Genomic DNA, 17,054 nt, shown 5'->3' on the forward strand with positions numbered 1-17,054 from the left:
CGGAGGCGGAGGCTGTTGGCCACCACGCTGACCGACGAGAACGCCATGGCGGCGCCGGCGAGGACCGGGCTCAGGAAGCCCAGGGCGGCGAGGGGGATCGCCGCGGTGTTGTAGCCGAACGCCCAGAACAGGTTCTGGATGATCGTGCGGTGCGTGCGTCGGGCCAGGGTGATGGCCGTGGCGATGCCCTCGAGGTCGCCGCGCATCAAGGTGAGGTCGCTCGACTCGATGGCCACGTCGGTGCCGGTGCCGATGGCGATGCCGAGGTCGGCCTGCACCAGGGCGGGGGCATCGTTGACGCCGTCGCCGACCATGGCCACCACCGTCCCCTCGGCCTGGAGGCGGGCGACCTCCGACTGCTTGTCCTCGGGGAGCACCTCGGCCAGCACCCGGTCGATCCCGACAGCGGCAGCGATGGCCTCAGCGGTGCGGGCGTTGTCGCCGGTGATCATGGCAACCGTCAGGCCGAGGCCGTGCAGGCGGGCCACGGCGTCGGCGGCGCCGTCCTTGAGGGTGTCGGCCACCGCCACCATCCCCCGCACCTCACCGTCCCAGCCGGCGAAGACCGCCGTGCGCCCCTGGCCCTCGAGGGCGACCGCGACGTCGTCCAGCGTGCCGGGGAGCACGAGGCCGTGGTCGGCCATGAGGCTGCGTCGGCCCACCCACGTGGTCGACCCCTCGACCTCGGCGCGGATGCCGTGGCCGGCGAGCGCCTCCACGCCGGTGGCCGGCGGCAGGTCGTGGCCGGCGGCCCGGGCCCCGGCCACCACGGCCTGGCCGATGGGGTGCTCGCTGTCGGCCTCGACCGCGCCGACCCGGCGCAACAGGTCGTCGCCGTCGACGCCCGGGGCGGGGACCACGTCGGTCAGGGACATCTCGCCGCGAGTGAGGGTGCCGGTCTTGTCGAGCAGCACGGTGTCGATCCCGCGGGTGCGCTCGAGGACCTCGACCGACTTGATGAGGATCCCGAGCTGGGCCCCCCTGCCGGTGCCGACCATGATCGCCATGGGGGTGGCGAGGCCGAGGGCGCACGGGCAGGCGATGATCAGGACGGCGACGGCGGCGAGGACCCCGGCGGTCACGTCGCCGCCAACCACGCCCCAACCGAGGAACGTGACCAGGGCGATGACCATCACCGCCGGGACGAAGACCGACGAGACCCGGTCGGCCAGGCGCTGGGCGCCCGACTTGCCGGTCTGGGCCTCCTCGACCATCCGCACGATCTGGGCCAGGGCGGTCTCGGCGCCCACCGCGGTGGCGGAGACGGTGAGGACGCCCGAGGTGTTGACGGTGGCACCGGTGACCCGGTCGCCCGCCGCCTTCTCCACCGGCAGCGACTCGCCGGTCAGCATCGACTCGTCGACCGCCGACGCCCCCTCGACCACCGTGGCGTCCACCGGGACCTTCTCCCCCGGGCGCACGCGCACCACATCGCCGACCACGACCTGGTCGACGGGCACCATGACCTCGGTCCCGTCACGGATCACCCGGGCCTCCTTGGCACCGAGCTCGAGCAGCGAGCGGATGGCCCGCCCGGCCCGGCCTTTGGCCCGCGCCTCGAGGTACCGGCCGAGCACGATGAAGGCGATGATGAGGACGGCGGCCTCGTAGTAGAGCTCGTGGCCGTCGATGGCCAGCTGGTAGGTGCTGTAGCCGTAGGCCGACGACGTCCCCATGGCGATGAGGGTGTCCATGTTGGCGGTGAGGTGGCGGGCCCGGCGGGCGGCCTCGGCGAGGAACGGCAGCCCGATCCAGAGCTGCACCGGTGTGGCCACCAGGAACATGGCCCAGCGCAGCGTGGTGCTGTGCATGGCGGTGTCGTGGTACGCCATCGTCGAGAGCATGAACAGCGCCGCCGGGGCCACCGCCACGAGGCGCCAGCGCCACATCCGCTGGGCAGCCTCCTCGGCGTCGTCGGCCGCCTGCGCCCGCCCCGCGGCGTCGCCGCCGGCGCGCCCGGCCGTCCCCTCGGTGGCCGGGACCTCCAGGCGATAGCCGATCTTGTCCACCGCCGCCTGGAGGGCAGCCACGTCGACGGTGCCGTCGGTGGCGATGTGGGCCTTGCCCGTCCCGTAGTTGACCGCCGCCTCCACAACCCCGGGCTGGCGGCCGAGTACCCGCTGCACCCGGGCCGCGCACGACCCGCACGTCATCCCCTCCACGGGGAGGTCGAGGGTGCGCTCCTCGGTCGGGACGGTCACGACCGCACCAGCCGCTCGATCGCCCGGCTGGCCTCGGCCACCTTCTCGGTCGCCTCCGGCCCGCCGGCGGCCACGGCCTCGCTGACGCAGTGCTGGAGGTGCTCGTCGAGCAAGCCGATGGCCACGCTCTGGAGGGCACGGGTGGCGGCCGACACCTGGGTGAGGACGTCGATGCAGTAGGTGTCCTCGTCGATCATGCGCTGCAGGCCGCGCACCTGCCCTTCGATGCGCCGGAGGCGCTTGAGGTGCTCGTCCTTGGTGCCGGAGTAGCCAGCCATGTGACGATCATACCCCGAGGGGGTATAATCGCCACCCATGGAGACCACCACCATCAACGCACCGGAGATCCACTGCGGGCACTGCAAGAGCTCGATCGAAGGGGCGGTCGGCCCCCTCGACGGCGTGACGTCGGCCGAGGTCGACATCGACGCCCGCTCCGTCACCGTCACCTTCGACCCCGCGGTGGTGACCAGGGACGCCATCGTGGCCACCATCGAGGAGCAGGGCTTCGAGGTCGCACCCGGCTGACCGCCAAACGCTCAGATCGGCATCCGGTCGTCGCGGGGTAGGCCCAGCGCGCGCACCAGAAAGCTGCGGAGCATCGCCGCGGTGGCGCCCCACACCGTGTCGCCGTGCAGCTCGAAGAAGTGGATCGGGCGCTCGTGCTCGTCTCCCCACCGCCACAGCTCCTCCCGATAGACGCCGTCGAGGAGCAGCTCGGCAAAGGGCACGACCAGGACCCGGTCGACCTCGGCCGGGTCGGGCTCGAGGCGGGCGGGGGGCGCCGGCAGGGCACCCACGAACGGCACGATGAACGCCCGACTGGTGACGGTGGACAGGTGGTCGAGCTCGCCCACCGGCTCCACGGCCCTGGGGTCGAGCGACACCTCCTCCCACGCCTCGCGCAGCGCCGTCGCCCACAGCGACTCGTCGCCCTCCCGGCCGCCCCCGGGGAACGCCACCTCGCCGCGGTGCGACCGCAGGTGCCGGGCCCGGCGGGTCAGCACGACCGACGCCCCGTCGCCCTCGTCGAAGCAGGCGGCGAGCACCGCCGAGGCACGCGCCCCGGCCGCCTCCGCCGGTGATCGCACCGGGGGCGGGCCGGTGGCGAAGGCCTCCCGGATCCGCTCGACGTCGATAGACCGCTCGGCCGGCGACAGCCCGGCCCACGGGGCGGGACGGCCCGGTCGGGCGCCCGGGGGCGTGGGGATGATCTGGTCGCCGCCCCGGGCGGTCACCGCCTGCGCGCTCACGCCTCGGCCGGGCCCTCGGCCGCCGCTGCCTCCTGCGCCTGGGCGAGGGAGGACAGCAGCTCCTTCATGCCCCCGGTCTTGAGGTTGGCCATCACCCGGCCCGGCGTCTCGTCGCCCTTCTCCCACTCCATCCACTGGTCGAGCAGCTTGACGGGGTCGGGGAGGGGCCGAGGATCCATGCTCCGAGGCTACCGGCACACGCGGGCGAGCCCGCCCCGGAGGGACGGGCTCGCAGCACTCGTACAGGGTGGTGACGGGTCCCGCTAGAACCCCATGCCGCCCATGCCACCCATGCCGCCCATGCCGCCGCCGCCGGGCATGGCGGGCGCAGCGCCCTCCTCTTCCGGCTTGTCGGTGATGAGGGCCTCGGTGGTGAGGAGCAGTCCGGCGATCGACGCCGCGTTCTGCAGGGCCGCACGGGTGACCTTGGCGGGGTCGATGACCCCTGCCTTGAGCAGGTCCTCGTACTGGCCGGTGGCGGCGTTGAGACCGATGGTTCCGGTCTCACGCTCGATCTCCTGGACGGCGATCGAGCCCTCGATGCCGGCGTTGTTGGCGATCCAGAACGCCGGAGCGACCAGGGCCTTGTGCACGGCCTTGGCGCCGGTGGCCTCGTCGCCCTCGAGCTTGAGCTTCGAGACGGCAGCGCGGGCCCGGATGAGGGCGGTGCCCCCACCGGGGACGATGCCCTCCTCGATGGCGGCCCGGGTGGCGGAGAGGGCGTCCTCGATGCGGTGCTTCTTCTCCTTGAGCTCCACCTCGGTTGCGGCACCCACGCGCACGATGGCGACGCCACCGGCGAGCTTGGCCAGGCGCTCCTGGAGCTTCTCGCGGTCCCAGTCCGAGTCGGTGTTCTCGATCTCGGCCCGGATCTGGGCGATGCGGCCCTTGACCTCGTCCTCGGTGCCGCCACCGTCGACGATCGTGGTGTCGTCCTTGGTGATGACCACCTTGCGGGCGGTGCCGAGCAGGTCGAGCGTGGTGTTGTCGAGCTTGAGGCCGACCTCCTCGGCGATGACCTGGCCACCGGTGAGGATGGCCATGTCCTGGAGCATCGCCTTGCGACGCTCGCCGAAGCCGGGGGCCTTGACGGCCACCGAGGCGAAGGTGCCGCGGATCTTGTTGACCACGAGGGTGGCGAGGGCCTCGCCCTCGACGTCCTCGGCGACGATCAGCATCTGCTTGCCGGACTGCATGACCTTCTCGAGGACGGGCACGAGGTCGTGCACCGACGAGATCTTGCCGTTCACCAGCAGGATGTACGGCTGGTCGAGGACCGCCTCCTGGCGCTCGGGGTCGGTCACGAAGTAGGGCGAGAGGTAGCCCTTGTCGAACTGCATGCCCTCGGTGAAGTCGAGCTCCATGCCGAAGGTCTGCGACTCCTCGACGGTGACGACGCCGTCCTTGCCGACCTTGTCGATGGCGTCGGCGAGCACCTTGCCGATGGTGGCGTCGTTGTTGGCCGAGATGGTGGCGACCTGGGCGATCTCGGTCGGGTCCTCGATGTCGCGGGCCTGCTTGGCGATGGACTTGACGGCGGCCTCGACGGCCTTGTCGATGCCCTTCTTGAGCCCCATGGGGCTGGCGCCTGCGGCGACGTTGCGGAGGCCCTCGTGCACCAGGGCCTGGGCCAGCACGGTGGCGGTGGTGGTGCCGTCACCAGCGATGTCGTTGGTCTTGGTGGCCACCTCCTTCACCAGCTGGGCGCCCATGTTCTCGAAGGGGTCTTCGAGCTCGATCTCGCGAGCGATGGACACGCCGTCGTTGGTGATGGTGGGGGCGCCGAACTTCTTCTCGAGGACGACGTTGCGACCGCGGGGGCCGAGCGTGACCTTGACGGCGTTGGCGAGCTTGTCGACGCCGGCCTCGAGGCTGCGGCGTGCGTCCTCGTCGAACTTCAGGATCTTGGACATGTGGAGCTCCTACTTGGTGACGATGGCGAGGACGTCGCGGCTGGTGAGGATCAGGAGGTCCTCACCGTCGACGGTGATCTCGGTGCCGCCGTACTTGGAGTAGACGACGGTGTCGCCGACGCTGACGCCGAGGGGGATGATCTCGCCCGTCTGCTCCGAGTGGCGGCCGGGGCCGGCAGCGAGGACCTCGCCCTGCTGCGGCTTCTCCTTGGCGGTGTCGGGGATGACCAGGCCGGAGGCGGTGGTGGCCTCCGACTCGTTGGCACGCACGACGATGCGGTCCTCGAGGGGCTGGAGCTTCATGTTGTGGCGCCTCCATGGCGTGTGCTTGGTTCTCTGCGGTCGGGTCCACCACGAGGGCGTTAGCACTCGAAGGTGGCGAGTGCTAACGGTACGGCCCGGCGACCCGATTCGCAAGCCGGCTCACGGGTCCTGTCAATCGAGGGTGGTGGTGAGGCGGAGGTTGGGGTTGGCGCCGGCGTCGAGACCGGTGGGCCCGTCGGAGCGGAGCCGGTACCAGCCGGCCGCCGCGACCATGGCGGCGTTGTCGGTGCACATCTCCCGGCTGGGCAGGAAGGCCTGCAGGCCGTCCTCCTCGCAGACGTCGAGGATGCGCTCGCGCAGCGCGGAGTTGGCCGCCACCCCGCCGGCCAGGCTCAGCCCCTTGGCGCCCACCTGGCGCGCCGCCAGGCGGGCCTTGTGGACCAGCACGTCGACCACGGCGGCCTGGAAGCTGGCGGCCACGTCGGGGGTCGACACCTCGGGGTGCTTGCGCACGTGGTTCACCACCGCCGTCTTCAGCCCCGAGAACGAGACATCGAAGCCGCGGTCGAGCATGGGGCGCGGGAAGGCGATGGCCTCGGGGTCACCGTCCATCGCCACTCGGTCGATGGCGGGCCCGCCCGGGTAGCCGAGGCCGAGGTAGCGGGCGACCTTGTCGAACGCCTCGCCGGCGGCGTCGTCGATGGTCGATCCGAGGACGCGATAGGCCCCGTGGCCCTGGAACTCCACGAAGAGGGTGTGGCCGCCCGACACCAGCAGCACCAGCAGCGGCGGCTCGAGCGCGGGCTCCTCGAGGAACGAGGCGTAGAAGTGGGCCTCTAGGTGGTTGACCCCCACGAACGGCACGTCCCACACCAGGGCCAGCGCCTTGGCTGCGGCCACCCCAACCAGGAGCGACCCCACCAGGCCCGGCCCCACGGTGCACGCCACGGCGTCGACGTTGCCGTCGTCGAGGCCGGCCTCCACCAGCGCCTCCGCCAGCACAGGGGTCAGCAGCTCCACATGCGCCCGACTGGCGATCTCGGGCACCACGCCGCCGAAGCGGGCGTGCAGGTCGATCTGGCTGGACACGACCGACGAGAGCACGTCGCGGCCGCCCCGCACCACCGCTGCCGCCGTCTCGTCGCAGCTGGTCTCGATGCCGAGCACCAGGGCGTCGGGGCTGAGATCGACCGTCACGCCTCCCCCTCCTCGACCGTGGTGCCCGGGATCGCCGCCTCGATGCCGGCGAGCCGCTCGACGTAGGCGGGCAGGTCGACGTCGTGGGCCCACATGATCAGCGCGTCCTCATTGGTCTCGGCGTAGTAGTTCTTGCGGACGCCGGCCGGGGCGAAGCCGAACCGGCGGTAGAGCTCCTGGGCCTCGTCGTTGGCCACCCGGACCTCGAGTGTGAGGCTCGAGCAGCCGGCGGCGACACCGGCGCGGGAGATGGCGAGCATCAGCCGGGTGGCGATCCCGCGCCGGCGCCACTCGGGGTCGACGGCGACGGTGGTGATGTGGCCGTCGGAACCGGTGAGCATGAGCCCGGCGTAGCCGACGACCGCCCCGTTGACGCGGGCCACCCGATACACGCGGCTGTCACGCAGTGAGAGCTCGGACATGAACAGCCCGAGCGACCAGGGCCGGGCGTACACCTGCGTCTCGATGCGCATCACGCCGCGGAGGAAGCGACGACGCAACGGGGCCACGCGGACCTCGAGACCGGGGCGTCCCGGGCCGTCGAACACGGCGCTGTCGGCGCCGGCCCGGCGGTTCACGGCCGCTCCCGGGTCGACCAGTTGATCTCGGCATCGGCCTTCCGCAGGTAGATCGGCTCGAGGTCCCACGGGTTGACGAACTGCTCCCGCAGGGCCTGGGCGTGGGCCAGCTGCACCAGGGAGCCGGCGTTCGGGAAGGCCAGGCCAAGCTCGCCGAGCTCCACGTTGACCACGCTGCGCAGCGCCGACGCGTAGCGCAGGGCGCCGTCGCCGACGGCGAGGCAGTCCTCGCCCCGGGCGACGATCTCCGAGGTGACCTCCTCGATCGAGCCGACCCGGTGCGGCGTCAGCCGCTGTACGCCACCGGGGACCTGGCGGTAGAAGCCGTAGAAGACCTCACCCCGGCGGGCGTCGATGACCGAGGCGATGAGGCGGTTCGAGAAGCGGACGGGGAAGGCCAGCAGGTCGAGGCTCGTCACCCCGATGACGGGGACCCGCAGCGCCGAGGCGAGCGCCTTGGCCGTCGCCACGCCGACCCGCAGCCCGGTGAAGAGCCCCGGGCCGACATCGGCGGCCACCGCGCCGATCTCGCCGAGCTCGATGCGGGCCTGGGCGCAGATGAACTCGATGCCCGGGGTCAGGGTCTCGGCGTGGCGCCGGCCCTTGGCGCAGTGGAACGACGCCAGCACCCCCTCGTGGCCCCCGATCGCGCACCCGATCTGCGGCGTTGCCGTCTCGACACCGAGGATCAGCACCCGCCTCCACCTCCCGGCACCCAGGGGACGAGCGACTCGGTCAGCGCCCGGGTGCGGGCGGTCCACCGGGAACCGACCGTCACGAGCTCGAGGGTGCGGTCGTCGTCGCCGTCGCCGTAGGCGATGCGGACCTCGAGGTAGTCGGCCGGCAGCGCGGGGATGACCACGTCCCCCCACTCGATCAAGGTGACGCCGCCGTCGTCGACGATCTCGGGCAGGCCGAGGTCGACTGCCTCCTGGAGGTGGTCGAGTCGGTAGACGTCGAGGTGGTGCAGGCGCAGCCGCCCCTCGTAGCTGCGGGCCAGGGTGAAGGTGGGGCTGGTGACCTGCTCGTCGACACCGAGGGCCCGGGCGAAGCCCTGGGCGAAGGCGGTCTTGCCCGCGCCGAGGTCGCCGGTGAGGAGGATCACGTCGGCGGCGTGCACCAGGCCGGCGACGGCGGCGGCGAGGTCGCGGGTGGCCTCGACGCTGCTCGTGGCGGCGGCGATCACCACGCCTCCGGGGTGGCCGCCACGGCGAGCTTGGCCCGCACCAGGTCGGCGCGGACCTTGGCCATGGGGTCGGCGCCGCCCCGCAGCACGGCGGCCGGGTGGAACGTCGGCACCAGGGTCGACCCCCGCCACGGGTAGCTCCTCCCGCGGAGCTTGGTGATCCCCTCGGTGGTGCCGAGCAGCGCCCGGGTGGCGAAGTTGCCGAGCGTGACCACCACGCGGGGCTCGATGAGGTCGAGCTGGGTGTCGAGCCAGCCGGCGCAGGCAGCCACCTCGGCCGGCTTGGGGTCGCGGTTGCCGGGCGGACGGCACTTCACGGTGTTGGAGATGTAGACGTCGTCGCGCGCCAGGCCCATCTCCTCCGCCAGCAGCCGCTCGAGGAGCTTGCCGGAGCGACCGACGAACGGGAGGCCGCGCGCGTCCTCCTCGGCTCCCGGCGCCTCCCCCACGATCATCACGTCGGCCGCCGGGTCGCCGGACCCGAAGACGACCTGGGTGCGCTCCGCCGCCAGAGGGCAGCGGGTGCAGCCGCTCGCGTCGGCGGCGACGGTGTCGAGGGCGACCGGCACGGGTCTGATGCTACGGCCTCGCCCACCACGGCTCTACAGAACGGCCTGGCGGACGGCGGCGGCGAAGGCGACCACGGCCAGGGCGCGCACCGCGTCGACGCCCGCCTCGACCTCGCCGGTGGCGGCCGCCACCACGGCGTCGCCGTCGGCCGAGGTGTGCGGTGGGTGGACGGCGCGGGCCATCCCGTCGTGGCCGCCCTGGGCCACGGCGTGGCAGCCGGCCTTGTCGAGACGGGCGTTGGTGACGACCACGCCGACGGTCGTGTTCTGGAACGCCCATCCGCCCGAGTCGCCCCGCGGGCCGGGGACGCTTCCGATGGTGGGCTCGCCTCCTGACGGGACGACGTCGCCGAAGGCGTTCACCACCGCCAGGGCGGCCACCACCAGCTCGCCGTCGGCGATGGAGGCCACGCCGAGCCCGCCCGGGCGACGGTGCTCGGGGCCCCGCCACTTGCTTGTCGTGGCCCCGGTGCCGGCGCCCACCGCCCCGGTGGCGGTCGGCCCTCCGCCAGCAGCCACGCAGGCTCGCTCGCCCTCGGCCGGACCCGGTCGCACCGAGCCGTCGCCCACCAGGAGGTCGAAGATCGCCAGGCCGGCCACGATCGGCACCGGGCCGGCGCCGGTCGGGAAGCCCCGGCCCGCCCGCTCGCACCAGGCCATCACCCCGTCGGCGGCACCCAGCCCGAACGCCGAGCCGCCAGTGAGGAGGACGGCGTCGAGGCGGGTCACCAGGCGGCCGGGCGCCAGGGCGTCGAGCTCCCGGCTGGCGGGGGCGCCGCCCCGGACCTCGGCCGAGCCCACGGTCCCCTCGGGGAGGAGGACCACGGTGCAACCGGTGCGGGCCTCGGCGTCGGTCCAGTGGCCGACCGCCACCCCCGGTACCCCGAGGTCGACGGTGCCGCTCACCGCTGGCCCCGGTGTCGGCGGGGGACGCGGGCCGAGATGCCGCAGGTCACCTCGTAGGCGATGGTGTCGAGGCGCTCGGCCCACTCCCAGGCGTCGATCTGCTCTTCGCCCTGGGCACCCAGGAGCACCGCCTCGTCGCCGGCGGCCACCGCCGGGGCGAGGGGGTCGTCGACCGGGCCGCAGTCGACCATGAGCTGGTCCATGGTCACCGTGCCGGCCAGGGGGCACCGGCGGCCGCCGACGAGGACCTCGCCCCCGACGTCGCCGAGCCGGCGGGGCACGCCGTCGGCGTAGCCGAGGGGCAGCGTGGCGACCACCGTGTCGACGACGACGGCGCGCCGCAGTCCGTACGACACGGCGTCGCCGGCCGGCACCACCTGCACGTGGGAGACCTCGGCCCGCAGCGAGAGGGCGGGCCGCAGGGGGAGCCGGTCGGCGAGCGCGGGGCTGGGCGCCAGGCCGTAGACGGCGATGCCGCAACGGACCAGGTCGTACCGGAGGGCGGGATGGTCGATGGTGGCGGCTGAGTTGGCCGCGTGGACCAGGGGCGGGTCGATCCCGGCGGCCCGCAGGTCGGCCAGGACCGCCTCGAAGCGCAGCAGCTGGCGGTCGGTCGCCGGGTGGCCCGGCTCGTCGGCCACCGCGCAGTGGGTCCACACGCCCTCCAGCGCCAAGGTGTCACGGGCAAGGAGGGACCGGGCCCGGTCGAGGGCGGCGCCGGGCGCCACGCCGATGCGGTGCATCCCGGTGTCGACCTTGAGGTGGACGGGCAATGGCTCGGACCGGCCGGCCGCCGTGACGGCGGCGGACGCCGCCTCGATCCCCGCCTCGGTGTGCACCGTGGCCCGCAGCCCGAGGGCGACCAGGTCGGCCCACTCGGGGGCCGAGGGCTCGGACAGCACGAGGATGGGGGCGTCGATGCCGGTGTCCCGCAGCACGGCGCCCTCCGACGCCAGCGCCACCCCGAGCCAGGAGGCGCCGGCCTCGAGGGCGGCCCGGGCCACGGGCACCGCGCCGTGGCCGTAGCCGTCGGCCTTGACCACCGCGCAGAGGGCGGCGCCGTCGGCCACGTCGACCAAGGCAGCCACGTTGTGGCGCACGGCATCGAGGTCGACCTCGGCCCATGCCGGCCGACCAGAGCGTTCTGGCACCAGAAACGCGCCGACGGCCGGCGCGATCCTGGTGCCAGAACCGGGTTGGGCCGGTTCGCGCTCGGTCACCCGGTGGTGCGCCGGCCCGACATCGCCCGCAGGATGTCGCCCCTGGCGATGATGCCGACCAGGCGCCCCTCGGTGGTCACCGGCAGCCGGCTGACGTCGTGGTCGTGCATGAGGGTGGCGGCCTGGGCCAGGTCGTCGTCGGGCGCGCAGGTGACGGGCTCGTCGTTCATGACCTCGGCCACGGTGGCAGCGACGGCCCGGCGCAGGTCCTCCTCGAACTGGCGGTGCGAGGACGGCAGCTCGAGGTAGGCGCCGAAGAGGGAGATCACCGTGGGGTAGTGGAGCTTGGTCTCCTGGACGAGCAGGTCGCCGGTGCTGAGCATGCCCACCACCGCCCCCGACTCGTCGACCACCGGGCCGCCGTCGACCCCACTGGCCATGAGTCGCTCGGTGGCGTCCTGGATGCCCTCGTCGGGCCGGAACGAAACGACGTCGGTGGTCATCACCTCTCGGACGAGGGTGGCACTCGGCATGTGGTCTCCGTGTCAGCGGGGGGACCCGCCGGCGGGTGCCGGTGGGTCGAGGCGGTCGAGGCGGTCGATGGCGGCGGGGAGGAGGTCGACCAGGTCGCCGGCGACCAACCCGCGGCGCCAGCCTAGGGTCCCGGCTCGACCGTGCAGGTGGGCCGCGGCGGCAGCCGCCCGCAACGGGTCCAGGCCGGACGCGAGCAGGGCGGCGATGGCGCCCGCGAGCACGTCGCCGGTGCCGGCGGTGGCCAGGCGGGCGTCGCCCGTCGTCGTCACCAGCACCCGACCGTCGGGGGCGGCGACGACGGTGGTGGAACCCTTCAACAGGACCGTGCACCCAGCCGCTGCCGCCAGGGAGCGCGCCTCGCCCAGCCTGTCGGCCGAGGGGGCGGCGCCGGTGAGGCGGACCAGCTCCCCGTCGTGGGGGGTGAGCACGGTCCGGGCGGTGACGTAGCGGGCGACGTCGGTCCCGAGGGCGGTGAGGGCGTCGCCGTCGGCGACGACCGGCACCGTCGAGCCCGCCAGCAGGCGGCGCACCTCGGTTGCCGTGGCGTCGGCCGTGCCGAGCCCGGGCCCGGCCACGAGGGCGCCGAAGCGGTCCTGGTCGGCCAGCGCCTCGGCGGCCCACCCCTCGGCCGGGAGCTCCGTGCCCACCGCCTCGGTGGGGATCCCCTCCCCCGGCAGGCCGCCCGGCGACGACACCCGCACGTAGCCGGCCCCGGTCCGCTGGGCGCCGCCGGCGGCCAGGGCGGCGGCGCCCGCCATGCCGGGACTGCCGGCCACCACCCACACCGCGCTGCGCCACTTGTGCGACGACGGCGGCCGCTCGGGCAGCCAGGCCGCCACGTCGGCGTCGGTCACCAGGTGGGCGGTGGCCCCCGAGACGTCGAGGCCGATGTCGGCCACCGTCACCTCTCCGGCCAGCTCGGCCCCCCGGTCGAGCAGCAGACCCGGCTTCAGGGCGGCGAAGGTCACAGTCCGCCACGCCTGCAGGGGTTCGGTGCCCTCCCCCACCACCCCCGTGAGGCCGTCGACCCCGCTCGGGATGTCGACGGCCAGGACCGGTGCGCCGTCGGCATCGGGAGCCCGCCAGGCCCCCCGGAAGCCGGTGCCGTAGGCGGCGTCGACCACGAGGTCGCAGGCGGGCAGCACCGCGGGGAGGTCGCCGGCCTCCAGCACCTCCACCCGCACCCCCCGCCGACTGAGCCCGTCGGCCGCCACCCGTCCGTCGGCCCCGTTGTTGCCCGGCCCGGCGATGACCACCACCCGCCGTCCGTACGCACCGCCCAGGAGGTCGAGCGCCGCCCGCGCCACCGCCGCCCCCGCCCGGCCGACCAGCACCTCGAGCGGTTCCGGCGCAGCAGCGTCCACGGAGCCCATCTCGGCGGGCGTGAGGATCGGGATCATCGTGTCTGTGCGGTGGTTGTGGTCGCCGGAGCGACCAGGGGCACCGCCCAGACGCACCCGGGGATCACAGGGCGACCACGGTGGCGGTGGCGACGGCGGTGGTGTGCGAGAGGGTCACCAGCCAGGCGCTCACCCCGCGCTCCTCGGCGAGGGCGGCGGCCGGGCCCGACAGGCGCACGCCGGGCTGCCCGCTCTCGGCCCGCACCACCTCCACGTCTCGCAGGGCGAAGGCGCCGAGGCCCACCCCGAGCGCCTTCATGACCGCCTCCTTGGCGGCGAAGCGCGCTGCCAGTCGCTCGGCGGGGTCGGGGGCGGTCGCCGCGTAGGCCCGCTCCTCGTCGCTGAAGAGCCGGTCCGCCAGGGTGGGGGTGCGGTCGAGGGCGAGGCGGAAGCGCTCGACGTCGACCAGGTCGGTGCCGATCCCCTTCACGATGGCCTCCTCAGGTCCTGTTGCGACGCCAGCGGCCGGCCAGGACGTGGACCGGCTCCACCAGCAGGTCGATGATGTCGATCTCGCCCAGCAGCGAGTCGTCGAAGGTCGGCTCGGTCTCGGTGACGGCGTCGACCAGCGCCGAGTAGCGGCCCCGGTAGCCGGTGAGCACCTGGCGGGCGACGTCGGGCTCGAGGCGGTCGTGGAAGCGGACGTGCAGCAGCGTGATCCCGGTGACCTCGTTGTCCTTCACCTCCGGTGCCATGACGATCGTGCGGCCGTCGCGGGCCCCGCGGGCAACGGTGACCTGGCGCTCGCTCGCCACCCGGTGCTTGGTACCGCGGAGCTGGTCCTCGACGTCGGCCCGCGAGGCGAGGGACGCCGCGCTGCCACCCTTGTCGATCACGCTGATCGTGGCTCGGCGCTGGGCCACGTCGCCGGCGACCCGGTAGCGGGTGTACCCGGTGACCTCGGCCACCGCCGGGTCGACCGCCGCCAGCGTGCGCACCGAGCGGTAGCCCACCCGGTCGCGGGGGACGCCGACGCCGAGCAGCTCGCGCACGAGGGGGACGTCGAGGAAGGTGTCCTCGGCACGCGAGATGCCCACGGTGACCGTCTTGGCCTGGTGCTTGATGGCGTCGATGGGCCGGGTCAGCTCCTCGACGCCGCGGGTGAGGCCGGCCACCAGCTCCTCGACCAGCACGGCGGGCGAGCTGACGAGACCGTGCTCGAGCTCGTAGGCGTCGAGGGGCACCAGGCCGGTCGCGACGCGCAGCAAGGAGGTCACGCGCACCGCGGTGCTGGCTTCGAGGTGACCGTCATAGGCGCCCTCGCGCAGCCCGGCGAAGAACCGCCCGGCCGGATCGACCAGGGAGGGGGCGAGTCGCTCGAGGGGGTGGTCGCCCAGCCCGCCGCCGGCGAGCGCCTCCTCCACCGCCGCCCGTGCCTCTCGCAGCGGCAGGGCCTGGGCGTCGATGGCCAGGGCCGCCTCGTAGCCGAAGAGGTGGCCCACCATCGCCGACAGCACGAACGACAGCGCCGGGTGCACCGACGGGACCTCGATGACCTGCAGGGCGGCGGAGAACACACCTTCGCCCTCGGTGGCGATCACGACCGGCGCCGCCTTGTGGGCCCGGTAGATCGCCACCTCCTTGGCCACGTCGTCGGCGTTGGCCCCCCGGAGGCCGGCGGCGCACACCAGGATGAACGGCTCGGCCGAGAGGTCGATGTGCTTCTTGTCCTCGGTGGCATCGCAGGAGATCGACTTGTAGCAGAGCTCGCTGAGCTTGATCCTCACCTCCTCGGCGGCGATGCGGTCGAGGCCGTTGCCCACGATGGCCCAGTAGCGGCGCGACGGCGTGTAGCGCTGGGCCGCCTCGGCGATCTCCGGCCGCAGCGCCAGCGTGGCCTCCATGGCGTCGGGCAGGCCGCGCAGGGCGTCGAGGAGGCTGGCGTCCCGGCGTCGGTCGCCGAGGCCGGCCGCGCCGGCGATGCCGACGGCGAGGAGCACGCCGGCCGCGATCTGGGCATAGAACGCCTTGGTCGACGGGACGGCCATCTCCACGTCGCGGCCGTCGGAGGTGTAGAGGACGCCGTCGGCCCGCTCCACCAGGTCGCTGTTGCGCCGGTTGACGATGGCCAGCACGGCCGCGCCGCGGGCGCGCACGAGGTCGACGGTCCGGTTGGTGTCGGTGGTGGTCCCCGACTGGCTGATCGCGACCACGAGCGTGTCGGCCATGTCGTCGCGCAGGGCGAAGCCCGAGAGCTCGGTGGCAGGCATGGCCACGACCCGCAGGTCGGCACCGTCGAGCATCCCGGCCAGGACGGCGGCCATGCCCTGGCCGGCCACCGCAGCGGTCCCCTGCCCGGTGACGACGATCCGGCGGATGCCACCGGCCGCCAGGCGGTCCCTGATCTGCGTGGGGAGGACGTCGTCGCCGAGAGCGAGGGTGGCCGTGCCCGAGTCGTCGGTGATGCGGCCCCGCAGGGTCTTGCGGATCGACCTCGGTGCCTCGCCGATCTCCTTCAGCAGGAAGTGCGGGGCGCCGCCGCGGTCGATGTCGCGGGTGGTGATGCCGGCGGTGTGGACGTCGTCGTCGGCGAGCGGCAGCGTCGTGCCGTCGTAGGCGAGGCGTCGGATGCCGTCGAGGTCGCCGGCGAGGCTGCCGTCGAGCACGAGGATCTGACCGCGGCTCCCGTCGACTCCGCTCGGCGTCTCGCCGTCCATGCGGACGTACCGCGAGGTCTCCTCCACCAGGCCGTACGGCTCGCTCGCCACCACGTAGGCGTCCTCGGCCAGGCCGACGTAGAGGGCCTGGCCGCTGCCCCGCAGGGCCAGGTGGAGGGTGCCCGGCGCCTCGGCGGCACTGACGCCGATGGCGACCGACCCGTCGAACGAGGCGACGGTGTGGCGCACCGCCTCGTCGATGCCGTCGCCGCCCTGGCGGGCCCGGGCCACGAGGGCGGGGATCACTTTGGCATCGGTGGTGACCTCCTCGGAGATCGCCAGGCCCTCGCGCTGGCGCAGCTCGACGTGGTTGTCGACGTCACCGTTGAGCGCGGCGGTGACGTAGCTGGCGGCACCGGCGCCGGCTCCGCCCTCCTCCTCGGAGTTCAGCGGGTGGGCGTTGGCCTCGGAGATGATCCCGACGCTGGCCCACCGGGTGTGGCCGAGGAGGGTCAGTCGGGCGTCGTCGCCGGCGAGGGCCCGGCGGAGGAGCTCGTCATCGCGGATCTGGGCTCGGAGGGCGGCGGTGTTGTCGCCGAGCTCACCGATCTCGGCAGCCGCCTTGTACACGATGCTCAGGTGGCCGAGCGGCGTGCGCACCGCTGTTGAGCGGAAGAGCGGATCGTCGCGCTCGGTGAGGCGCGCCTTGACCTCGCCGTCCTCGAGGTCGAGGCCGTGGCCGTCGACGAGGACGTGGATCCCGGCAGAGTCGCGCCCGCGCACCTCGAGGCGGTCGATCGCCGAGAGGGCGAGCTGCATCGAGGTGTACCCCTCGATCGCCGCCGGCCCGGCACCGGGGCCGGCGAGGTCGGCCACCGCCGCGGCGGTGCGGAGCCGGTCGTGGCGAAGCGCCCACGCCGCGTCCTTGGCGCGCAGCAGGCCGGCGTTGACGTGCTCGAGGCGCTGGCCCTCGATGGCGTGGTCACCGGCGTCGAGGGTGACGTCGAGCTCGGCGACCGCCCGGTCGACCTGGGCCGCCAGCTCGGCGATCCGCTCGGCCCCACTGGCGTCACCGAGCAGCGCCACCACGCCCGCCGCGCCCCGCATGCTGCAGTCGACCGCCTCGAGCTCGTCGGCGGCGGCAGCCAGGGTGGTGCCGGGGTCGTCGGCGGTGAGGGCGGATTCGAGGTGCTCGAGGGCGGTGCCCAGGGTCTCGCAGAGCGACGGCAGGCCCGGGGGCTGGCGGCGGCTGGGGCGCCGGATCACCGCAACGATTCCGCACATTCGCCAGCTCCA

At 73.8% G+C, this 17,054-nt stretch carries 18 protein-coding genes; 1 reads left to right on the forward strand and 17 read right to left on the reverse strand.

From position 1 onward, the window contains the following. Both VMN58_00695 and VMN58_00700 read right to left on the reverse strand, forming a co-directional pair. Positions 1-2,201: heavy metal translocating P-type ATPase (locus tag VMN58_00695; GenBank protein HUF31708.1), on the reverse strand; the 2,201-nt coding region annotated here is incomplete at its 3' end. Further along, positions 2,198-2,479 (reverse strand): metal-sensitive transcriptional regulator, encoded by a 282-nt coding sequence (locus tag VMN58_00700; protein HUF31709.1) that lies wholly within the window; start codon positions 2,477-2,479, stop codon positions 2,198-2,200. The genes VMN58_00695 and VMN58_00700, both read right to left, overlap by 4 nt. A 37-nt stretch (positions 2,480-2,516) precedes the next feature. On the opposite strand from VMN58_00700, the gene VMN58_00705 reads away from it, so the two are divergent. Further along, entirely contained in the window at positions 2,517-2,729 is a 213-nt protein-coding gene (locus tag VMN58_00705; protein HUF31710.1) for a cation transporter, read from the forward strand. A gap of 11 nt (positions 2,730-2,740) precedes the next feature. On the opposite strand, the gene VMN58_00710 is transcribed toward VMN58_00705, so the two are convergent. The 15 genes from VMN58_00710 to VMN58_00780 form a co-directional block, all read right to left on the reverse strand. After that, a complete protein-coding gene (locus VMN58_00710) occupies positions 2,741-3,454 on the reverse strand; it encodes a CoA pyrophosphatase (protein HUF31711.1) in 714 nt (237 codons plus the stop codon). Then, positions 3,451-3,633, reverse strand: coding sequence for a hypothetical protein (locus VMN58_00715; GenBank protein HUF31712.1), 183 nt, complete (start codon positions 3,631-3,633; stop codon positions 3,451-3,453). The genes VMN58_00710 and VMN58_00715 overlap by 4 nt, the downstream gene beginning before the upstream one ends. Before the next feature lie 84 nt (positions 3,634-3,717). Beyond that, on the reverse strand, positions 3,718-5,367 hold the full coding sequence (gene groL, locus VMN58_00720) for a chaperonin GroEL (protein ID HUF31713.1): 1,650 nt from the start codon (positions 5,365-5,367) through the stop codon (positions 3,718-3,720). A gap of 9 nt (positions 5,368-5,376) precedes the next feature. Continuing rightward, the gene (gene groES / locus VMN58_00725) at positions 5,377-5,670 is read right to left on the reverse strand and encodes a co-chaperone GroES (GenBank protein HUF31714.1); all 294 of its coding nucleotides are present in this window, start codon (positions 5,668-5,670) and stop codon (positions 5,377-5,379) included. Positions 5,671-5,802: 132 nt separating this feature from the next. Next, entirely contained in the window at positions 5,803-6,828 is a 1,026-nt protein-coding gene (gene tsaD, locus VMN58_00730) for a tRNA (adenosine(37)-N6)-threonylcarbamoyltransferase complex transferase subunit TsaD (GenBank protein HUF31715.1), read from the reverse strand. Next, positions 6,825-7,406: a ribosomal protein S18-alanine N-acetyltransferase gene (rimI, locus tag VMN58_00735; protein ID HUF31716.1), complete on the reverse strand. Its 582-nt coding sequence runs from the start codon at positions 7,404-7,406 to the stop codon at positions 6,825-6,827. The genes tsaD and rimI overlap by 4 nt, the downstream gene beginning before the upstream one ends. Next, positions 7,403-8,101 carry a tRNA (adenosine(37)-N6)-threonylcarbamoyltransferase complex dimerization subunit type 1 TsaB gene (gene tsaB / locus VMN58_00740; protein ID HUF31717.1) on the reverse strand — a complete coding sequence of 233 codons (699 nt, stop codon included), beginning with the start codon at positions 8,099-8,101 and terminating at the stop codon, positions 7,403-7,405. Before tsaB ends, rimI begins: the two co-directional genes overlap by 4 nt. After that, positions 8,095-8,595: a tRNA (adenosine(37)-N6)-threonylcarbamoyltransferase complex ATPase subunit type 1 TsaE gene (gene tsaE / locus VMN58_00745; protein HUF31718.1), complete on the reverse strand. Its 501-nt coding sequence runs from the start codon at positions 8,593-8,595 to the stop codon at positions 8,095-8,097. The genes tsaB and tsaE overlap by 7 nt, the downstream gene beginning before the upstream one ends. Then, positions 8,589-9,161 (reverse strand): uracil-DNA glycosylase, encoded by a 573-nt coding sequence (locus VMN58_00750; protein ID HUF31719.1) that lies wholly within the window; start codon positions 9,159-9,161, stop codon positions 8,589-8,591. Before VMN58_00750 ends, tsaE begins: the two co-directional genes overlap by 7 nt. Before the next feature lie 33 nt (positions 9,162-9,194). Beyond that, the gene (locus VMN58_00755; GenBank protein ID HUF31720.1) at positions 9,195-10,067 is read right to left on the reverse strand and encodes a P1 family peptidase; all 873 of its coding nucleotides are present in this window, start codon (positions 10,065-10,067) and stop codon (positions 9,195-9,197) included. Then, positions 10,064-11,218 carry an alanine racemase gene (alr, locus tag VMN58_00760; GenBank protein HUF31721.1) on the reverse strand — a complete coding sequence of 385 codons (1,155 nt, stop codon included), beginning with the start codon at positions 11,216-11,218 and terminating at the stop codon, positions 10,064-10,066. The genes VMN58_00755 and alr overlap by 4 nt, the downstream gene beginning before the upstream one ends. 65 nt (positions 11,219-11,283) lie before the next feature. Beyond that, the gene (locus tag VMN58_00765; GenBank protein HUF31722.1) at positions 11,284-11,760 is read right to left on the reverse strand and encodes a CBS domain-containing protein; all 477 of its coding nucleotides are present in this window, start codon (positions 11,758-11,760) and stop codon (positions 11,284-11,286) included. Positions 11,761-11,772: 12 nt separating this feature from the next. Next, entirely contained in the window at positions 11,773-13,161 is a 1,389-nt protein-coding gene (locus tag VMN58_00770) for an NAD(P)H-hydrate dehydratase (protein HUF31723.1), read from the reverse strand. Between the two features lie 64 nt (positions 13,162-13,225). Beyond that, entirely contained in the window at positions 13,226-13,591 is a 366-nt protein-coding gene (locus VMN58_00775) for a holo-ACP synthase (protein ID HUF31724.1), read from the reverse strand. A gap of 10 nt (positions 13,592-13,601) precedes the next feature. After that, positions 13,602-17,024: an SIS domain-containing protein gene (locus tag VMN58_00780; GenBank protein ID HUF31725.1), complete on the reverse strand. Its 3,423-nt coding sequence runs from the start codon at positions 17,022-17,024 to the stop codon at positions 13,602-13,604. Positions 17,025-17,054: the final 30 nt, after the last annotated feature.

It is taken from the genome of Acidimicrobiales bacterium, assembly GCA_035512495.1.
Classification (GTDB): domain Bacteria; phylum Actinomycetota; class Acidimicrobiia; order Acidimicrobiales; family CADCSY01; genus DATKDW01.